This is a genomic window from Microbispora sp. CL1-1, assembly GCF_012034195.1.
In the GTDB taxonomy this organism is placed as follows: Bacteria; Actinomycetota; Actinomycetes; order Streptosporangiales; family Streptosporangiaceae; genus Microbispora.
In genome coordinates this window covers 38,107-45,276 of record NZ_JAATEK010000055.1, presented here as the reverse complement: position 1 = coordinate 45,276, position 7,170 = coordinate 38,107, and the positions used below count along the sequence as shown (strand labels likewise).

Here is a 7,170-nt window from a genome sequence, read left to right as displayed (position 1 = left end):
TCGGGCACCTTTCTTTTTCGCGGGTTTGTTTCCGGGGTTTGTTCCTGGGGTGTGTTCCCCGGCGGGTTGCTGGGTGTTGGTTCCCGCTGCCTGTTTCTGCGTGTGTGTGGGCGGTGGGTGTGGGTGTGGGTGTGGTGGCCCCGGCCGGGGTGTGGCCGGGGCTTTCGCATGTCCGGGGCGGTTTCCGGGGGTGTCGATCGGCACTGGTCGGGGGCTGGTGGGGGAGACGGTTGAGGAGCCGGCAGGCCCGCAGCTCGAGGGACGCGCTGGGGCGTGCAGTCAGCAGGCCGTGGGGTGACGGGCGGCGCCGGGGATGGGAGTAGCAGGCACGCGGCGGGGCGATCGGCGATGCCGAGAGGGAAAGCCGAGAGGGAAAGCAGTCGGCAGGCCGTGGGAGAAGGGTCAACACCGGGGCGGGGGCGGCTGGTCGGGTGTGGGGCGGCTGGTTAACTGTGGGGCAGGGGCTCTTGAGGACAGCGGCGAGGAGTCCCGCAAATGCGGAGAAGGACGACGGCGCCGAGTGACGACCACGGGATGTGCATGGTGGCGTCGCGGAGAGCCCGCTTCACGATGGTCTCGCAGCCGGCCCAGGCGAAGCCGATGCCGATCACGGTGCCGAGCAGGGTGGCCACGACCGTCAGCAGCACCGCCTCGGTCGCCGGCATCCGCCGTAGCTGTCCGCGGGTGAGCCCCATCGTCCCGCGCCCCAAGGGTGGACTCCGTGTCGTCGTCGAGCTGCTGCGCCCTGTTGATCTGCCGCTCCCTGTTGATCTGCCGCTCCCTGTCGAGCTGCCGGGCCATGTTGATCTGCTGCGTCCTGTTGATCTGCCCGCAGCGGGACGTCCCGGCCCGGCACCCGAATTCCGCCCGGCCCGATCGGCCTGAGTCCGGCCGTTATGCCGGGGGAGGCGTGACCGCGGCCTTCAGCAGGGGCTCGATGCGGAAGGGGATCTGGGTCGACAGGGCGATCGTCGTGTCGGTCCGCTGGATGGCGGGCGAGGCGAGGATCCGGGCGATGATCTCCTGGAGGTGCGGGGTGCTGTGGGCCACCACGCGGCACAGCAGGTCGGCCTGGCCGCTGGTGCCGTACACCTCCAGGATCTCCGGGACGTCCGCGAGCCACTGCACGGCCTCGGTCAGCCGGCCCTGGGCGATCTGCAGGGACGCGAAGGCGAGGATCGGATAGCCGATCTGCTCGGTCGTGATCGTCGGGCCGAAGTCGCTGATGACGCCGCGCGCGGTGAGCTTGTCGAGCCGCGCCTGCACGGTGCCGCGGGCGACGCCGAGGAGGCGGGCCAGTTCGGTGAGCCCGATCCGGGGGTTGGCCCGCATGGTGATCAGGAGGCGGCTGTCGAGCGCGTCGAGCATGCGCCGAGGGTACGCCTCGACTGAGCGGATCGACCAGTGGCATCCACCTCGAATGCGCTTTTTTGAGCGTTTCGCACACCTGAACTGGTCACTCTTGCCAGCCAAACGAATAGTTGCTGTCCTATGGGAGTATGTTCGAAGAAGCGCAGTATTTCGCCCCGGTCGCGACGAAGGATGACGGATCCGTCGTCGTCGAGCTGGCCACGAGCCACCCCGGTTTCGCGGACGCCGTCTACCGCGAGCGGCGCAATGCGATCGCGGCGCTGGCGCTCGGTCACACCCCCGGTGACCCCATCCCCACGGCCGAGTACACCGACGAGGAGCACCACGTGTGGGCGCTCGTCACCAAGGAGCTGGCGGTCAAGCACCAGAAGTACGCGGTGCGCGAGTTCCTCGACGCGAGCAAGCGGCTCGGCCTGCCCGAGGACCGCATCCCGCAGCTCCAGGAGGTCGGCGACCTGCTGGAGCCGCTGACCGGCTTCCGCTACCTGCCGGCGGCCGGGCTGGTCCCGCTCCGGGAGTTCTACGGCGTCCTGGCGGACGGCCTGTTCCACTCTACGCAGTACATCCGGCACCATTCCGTGCCCTTCTACACCCCCGAACCCGACGTCATCCACGAGGTGATCGGGCACGCGAACACCCTCGCCTCACCCCGCTTCGCGGAGCTGTACCGGGCCGCCGGCCGTGCTGCCCGCCGGGTGGAGACCGACGAGGCGCTGGAGTTCGTGTCCAAGGTGTTCTGGTTCACCCTGGAGTTCGGCGTGATGCGGGAGGACGGCGAGCTCAGGGCGTACGGCGCGGGAATCCTCAGCTCGTACGGCGAGATCGAGGAGTTTCGCGGGATGGACATCCGCCCGCTCGACCTCGCGGCGATGGGGACCACCCAGTACGACATCACGAAATATCAGGAGGTGCTCTTCGAGGCGGCCTCGTTCGACCACCTCGAAGACACGGTCGGGACGTTCTGGGACACCTGCGACGACGAGTCCATCGCCCGCCTGCTCACGACGTCCTCGGCCTGAGCAGGCTCGTACGCAGCCCCGCGAACAGCCCCGCGAGCAGGCCGCGTAAGCAGGCCCGGAAACAGCCCCGCGTGCAGGCCGCGTAAGCGGCCCGAAAACAGGCTCAGCGCGCGCCGACGATCAGCAGGGCGTCGCCGACCGCCCGCTCGGCGCCGTCGGACGGACGGTTGACCACCTTCTTGCCGATGACCATGGTGGTCGATCCGCCGCCGTCCAGGTTGATCGCGTCGCGCGCGCCGAGCCAGCGCATGAGCTCGGCCGCCTCGAAGAACGAGGCGCCGATCGTGCTGCCCGGCGCGCGGCCGTCGACGACCGCGACGAGGAGCTTGCCGTCGCGGGTGACGCCCGCGAGCGTACGGGGGTGGCGCCGCAGGATCATGTTGGTGTTGGCCATGCCGTCCCGCGCCGCGGTGATGGAGGTCCTGCCGTTCCTGACCAGGCCGATCGCGCCGCCGATGATGTTGGTCTCCGGGGTCAGCGGGATGGCCTTGTTCGTCCGCAGGTCGGTGACCCGGGTCGTGACCGTGACGGCCGTGCCTTCGCCCGCGTGCTGCGACAGCCAGCCGGCGGCGGCCCCGACGCCGTGCAGCACACGGGTGCCGGGTGTCACGGGACCACCGGACGCGCGGACGGCGGTCACCCTGCCGGAGGCGTCGAGGACCACCTCGATCCCGTCGTCCTTCGGGGTGTCCCGTCCGAGCTCCTCGGTGTACATGACCAGCTCGTCCGGCTTCGGCACCCGGTTGAGGCCGGTCACCTCGGCCGTGGCTCCGTCGGCCGCCCGCGCGGCGACCGAGGACGACAACTCGGTGACGCGGGCCGTACGGCCCCGGAGGACCAGGCCCACGCGGCCGGCCACGGCCTCGCTGAGCAGCTTGCCGCCGACGACGGAGATGCCCGTGGGGTCGCCGCGGAAGGCGGGCAGCGTGTGGATGTCGAAGAAGCCGCCGTTCACGGCGGCGAGGGCCTTGGCGGCGGAGGCCATGGCCGAGACCTTCTCCCGCTTGGCGACGCTCGTGCCCAGGGACGCCTGGTACGAGCCGCGGAAGGCGCGCGGGTCGACGACGATGACCCGCACGCTCCAGGGGCCGGTGGTGACGAAGCCGTCGTCGCCCTGGAAGTCGACCTTCGCGCTCACCCCGGCGTCCTTGAGCTGTTTGACGACCGCGGCGGCCTCGGCCTTCTGGTCGAGCGGCCAGCTGCCCACCCGCACCATGAAGTAGTCGCCGGCGGGGTGGTCGGCGACGGCGGGCCGGGTGAACTTCACGATGACGGGCTCGAGTCCGGCCATCTGTACGGCTGTCGCCTGGGCCTGCGCGTTGGCCTCCGACATGAAGTCCTTGCCTTTGACGACGACGCTGACCGTGTATCCGTCCTGCGGCGTGCCGTGGCGGAGCGTGAAGTAGCTGACTCCGGGGGCCAGGCTCTTGGCCGCCGACTTCGGGATCCCGGGCTCGCCGAGCGGGAAGCTCGTCGTCGGCAGCCCGGCGACGGGCTCGGCGGCGGCCGGGGCCGAAGGGATGGTCGTCGTCAGGGCCAGCAGGGCGGCCCCGACGACAAGGCGGCGTCTCATGCGATTACTCCCCATCGGTGATCCTTGCGGGACCATCGTGGCGACAATTTCCACCGGAGACGACCGAAACGCGGCGAAGCGCATGAATTTCCCAACAACAGCCGGACATTAGGGGCATAAGCCCATAAAACGTCAGGGAGGATCGGAATCGATCTCCCGGGCGCGCTGGACGAACTCCTGTGCGGACCGGGCTTCGATGTGGACGAGCAGCCCGTCACGCCTCCGGGACATGCCCCAGTAGTGCGCGGTGGCCTCGCCCCACCAGATGGTCCATTTGGGGAATCGCGCGGACAGGGCCCGCACGACGACCGTCGGGCTGATCTTGGGTTCGCTTATCGTCGGCACGTTTCGAGGTAAGCATGATTCACCCAGTGAGCGCGAGTATACGAAGAGTAGTCAGGTGCGATAGGACTTACACCCGGGACGACATACCTACGTTCCGGGTGTCACCAACTCCGCGAGGAGTCGCCCATCGAGCCCTGTAACGGTCAAATCGTCTGCCCCCGTCATCGTCTCGGACACGACGAGCGCGTTGACGATGGCCTCCTCGGTCGCCTCGATGACCGCGTAGAAGAGCGGATCGAGGTAGTCGTCCGCGAGCACCGTGACCTGGAACGTGCGCGGAGGGGCCGCGTCGAGGGCGCTGGCCGGCAGGTTGCGGTTGCCGGTCGAGAAGCACAGGAACCCGTCGCCGCTGGAGTTCTCCCCGGCGCCGCCCGTACGCGCCACACCGAGCCCCGCGCGCTGCGCCACCCTCCGGCACTGGTGCGGCAGCAGAGGCGCGTCGGTGGCGACGATCCCGATGATCGACCCCGCCTCCTCGTGGCGCAGCGCCGAGGCCGGGAGGCTCCTGCCCACGTGGACGCCGTTGACCGTCAGCCGGTCCCGCCGTCCGTGGTTGGCCTGGACGAGCACGCCCACCGTGTAGCCGTCCACGACGCGGGAGGCCGTGCCGATGCCGCCCTTGAAGCCGTGGCAGATCATCCCGGTGCCGCCGCCGACCGCGCCTTCGGCGACGGGCCCGCCCGCCGCCTTCTCGTACGCCTCCCGGACGTGGGCGGCCTTCACATGCTGTCCGTCGATGTCGTTGAGCATGCCGTCCCAGGTCTCGCCGACGACGGGCAGCGACCACGCCTGCCGGCCCTTGCCGAGCGAGCCGACCTCGATCTCGACGAGCGCGTCGCGGACCACGCCCACCGAGCCCGTGTTCGTCAGCCCGATCGGCGAGGCGAGCAGCCCGAACTCCTGGAGGAACGCCATCCCGGTGATCTCGCCGTTGCCGTTGAGCCAGTGCAGCCCCGCGTAGACAGGCTCGTCGAAGGCCGAGCCGTCGTGCGGGACGATCACGGTGACGCCGGTGCGCACCGGGCCCTCGCCGACCACCCGTGGGCCGCTCCCGCTGATCAGCGTGGTGTGCCCGACCTTCACGCCCGGAACGTCGGTGATGGCGTTGTGCCCGCCAGGCGTTCCGGTGCCCACGACGATGCCGAAATCCCGTGCTCGCAACGACACTCCCATACTCTCGACGACGGTCCCGGGTTCGCGATCAGGTGGCCTCGCGGCGGAAGGTCTCCAGGGCGAGCAGCGCGACGTGCAGCGACAGGCACGACTCGACGTCGTCGAGGTCGGTGTCGAGGACCCGTTCCAGCCGCCGCAGCCGGTCGTAGAACGCGGGCCGGGACAGGTGGGCCTTCTGCGCGGCCACCGCCTTGTTGCGCCCGGAGTCGAGATAGATGCGCAGGATCCTGGTCAGGTCGCCGTGCCGCTGGGCGTCGTGGGCCAGCAGGGCCCCCAGCTCGCGCTCGGCGAAGGTCTGCAGCCGGGCGTCGTCGCGCAGCAGGTGGAGCAGGCCGCGCAGCCGCAGGTCGGGCAGGCGGTAGAACGGCCGCCCGTCGGGCTGGCGCACCGCGACCTCCGCCACCTGCTCGGCCTCCAGGAAGCCGCGCCGTACGTCCTTGATCGACTCCACGACCGAGCCGGCCGCCAGCACGAACGGCGTGGCGAAGTTCGCCCGCAGGCGCTCGGCCAGCGCGCCGAGCGCGGCCTCGGCGGCCATGCGGGGCGGCAGCGGCAGCAGCACTCCGACGCGGCTCTGGTCCAGCGCCCCGACCAGGGCGGGCAGCTTGGCCTCGCGGCAGGCGGCGGCGCCGGCCTCGGCGAGCTCGCCCAGCCTGGCCTGCTCGCCCAGCGCGGTGCCGACGGACGCGGTCAGCCGGATCACGGCGCTCACGAGCCTGCGCCCGGTGAGCGGGACCCCGACGGCGCGGGCGCGGGCGGCGGCCTCGTCGGGATCGGCGTACGCGTGGGTGAGGATGCCGGTCAGTATGGTCCCGTGCGCCTGCCGTTCCAGGGACTCCTGGTGGCGCTCCAGCAGGCGGCTCAGTGCGAGCGTGGTCGCCGCGCGTTCGGCGAGCACGATGTCGCGGGGGCTGGGCCGGCCGTCGCACAGCAGGATGAGCCGTCCCCAGTCCTGGCCGCGGGCGCCGACCATGGTCACGAGCCAGCCGGCGGCGGCGTCGTACGCGGTCCGCTCGGACGGCATCACCGCGCGCGACCTGGCCTCCCAGTTGGCCAGCACGCTACCGGTGTCGCCCCCGGCCGCGTCGCACGCCAGCACCTGGTGGGCCAGGTTCTCCAGCAGCACCGGGCGGCCGGAGAAGCGGGCGACCTGGTTGAGCACCTCGGCCGGAGAGGCGCCCTCGACCGACAGCTCGGTGAACACCTCGTGCAACTGCTCGGAGGCCCGCAGCTCCTGGAGCTGGATGTCGATGATGCGCGCGTGGACCGACTCGGTGATCTGGACGAAGGGCGTCTCGCGGGCGAGCGTGATCAGCGGCAGCCCGTGCTCCTCCGCCGCCTTGACCACCGCCCTCGGCAGCTCGCGGACGAACCGCCGGCCGAGCTCGACGATCAGGCCCGAGGCGCCGACGGCGGCCAGGTCGCTGACATAGTCGGCCAGCTTGTCGGGCTCGCTCGGCAGCGCCACCCCGGTCGTGAGGACCAGCTCGCCGCCGCGTAACAGATGGGCGATGTCGTGGACCTCGCCCACGTGCACCCATCGGACCCGGGTGTCCAGCCGGTCGCCGCCCGCCACCACCCTGGGGCTGCCACGCCGGACCGCGTCCAGCGCGAGCACGTCTGCCACCGTGGGGAGCATGCTCAGAGGCTACCTGATCACAATGTAAGGATGACCCTCCACCGGCTGAC

At 70.8% G+C, this 7,170-nt stretch carries 7 protein-coding genes; 1 reads left to right on the top strand and 6 read right to left on the bottom strand.

Annotated features, from left to right (window positions below):
• Nucleotides 1-446: 446 nt before the first annotated feature.
• Together HCK04_RS36690 and HCK04_RS36685 are read right to left on the bottom strand one after the other, a co-directional pair.
• On the bottom strand, nucleotides 447-665 hold the full coding sequence (locus HCK04_RS36690; protein WP_205831160.1) for a hypothetical protein: 219 nt from the start codon (nucleotides 663-665) through the stop codon (nucleotides 447-449).
• A gap of 229 nt (nucleotides 666-894) precedes the next feature.
• A complete protein-coding gene (locus tag HCK04_RS36685) occupies nucleotides 895-1,368 on the bottom strand; it encodes an Lrp/AsnC family transcriptional regulator (protein ID WP_142651936.1) in 474 nt (157 codons plus the stop codon).
• 131 nt (nucleotides 1,369-1,499) lie between these two features.
• Here HCK04_RS36685 and HCK04_RS36680 point away from each other — a divergent pair, with 131 nt between their 5' ends.
• Nucleotides 1,500-2,390 (top strand): phenylalanine 4-monooxygenase, encoded by an 891-nt coding sequence (locus HCK04_RS36680; protein WP_142651935.1) that lies wholly within the window; start codon nucleotides 1,500-1,502, stop codon nucleotides 2,388-2,390.
• Nucleotides 2,391-2,493: 103 nt separating this feature from the next.
• Here HCK04_RS36680 and HCK04_RS36675 read toward each other — a convergent pair whose 3' ends face one another.
• From HCK04_RS36675 to HCK04_RS36660, 4 genes are all read right to left on the bottom strand, one after another.
• Nucleotides 2,494-3,963 carry a phosphodiester glycosidase family protein gene (locus HCK04_RS36675; protein WP_142651934.1) on the bottom strand — a complete coding sequence of 490 codons (1,470 nt, stop codon included), beginning with the start codon at nucleotides 3,961-3,963 and terminating at the stop codon, nucleotides 2,494-2,496.
• A gap of 132 nt (nucleotides 3,964-4,095) precedes the next feature.
• Nucleotides 4,096-4,308 carry a hypothetical protein gene (locus tag HCK04_RS36670; RefSeq protein WP_142651933.1) on the bottom strand — a complete coding sequence of 71 codons (213 nt, stop codon included), beginning with the start codon at nucleotides 4,306-4,308 and terminating at the stop codon, nucleotides 4,096-4,098.
• A gap of 87 nt (nucleotides 4,309-4,395) precedes the next feature.
• The gene (locus tag HCK04_RS36665) at nucleotides 4,396-5,469 is read right to left on the bottom strand and encodes a P1 family peptidase (RefSeq protein ID WP_168066559.1); all 1,074 of its coding nucleotides are present in this window, start codon (nucleotides 5,467-5,469) and stop codon (nucleotides 4,396-4,398) included.
• A 40-nt stretch (nucleotides 5,470-5,509) separates the two neighbouring features.
• Nucleotides 5,510-7,120, bottom strand: coding sequence for a PucR family transcriptional regulator (locus HCK04_RS36660; RefSeq protein WP_142651931.1), 1,611 nt, complete (start codon nucleotides 7,118-7,120; stop codon nucleotides 5,510-5,512).
• Nucleotides 7,121-7,170: the final 50 nt, after the last annotated feature.

Coding starts and splice junctions, on each gene's coding strand:
- HCK04_RS36685 (WP_142651936.1), bottom strand. CDS start 1,368: ATGCTCGACGCGCTCGACAGCCGCCTCCTGATCACCATGCGGGCCAAC.
- HCK04_RS36675 (WP_142651934.1), bottom strand. CDS start 3,963: ATGAGACGCCGCCTTGTCGTCGGGGCCGCCCTGCTGGCCCTGACGACG.
- HCK04_RS36660 (WP_142651931.1), bottom strand. CDS start 7,120: ATGCTCCCCACGGTGGCAGACGTGCTCGCGCTGGACGCGGTCCGGCGT.
- HCK04_RS36690 (WP_205831160.1), bottom strand. CDS start 665: ATGCCGGCGACCGAGGCGGTGCTGCTGACGGTCGTGGCCACCCTGCTC.
- HCK04_RS36680 (WP_142651935.1), top strand. CDS start 1,500: ATGTTCGAAGAAGCGCAGTATTTCGCCCCGGTCGCGACGAAGGATGAC.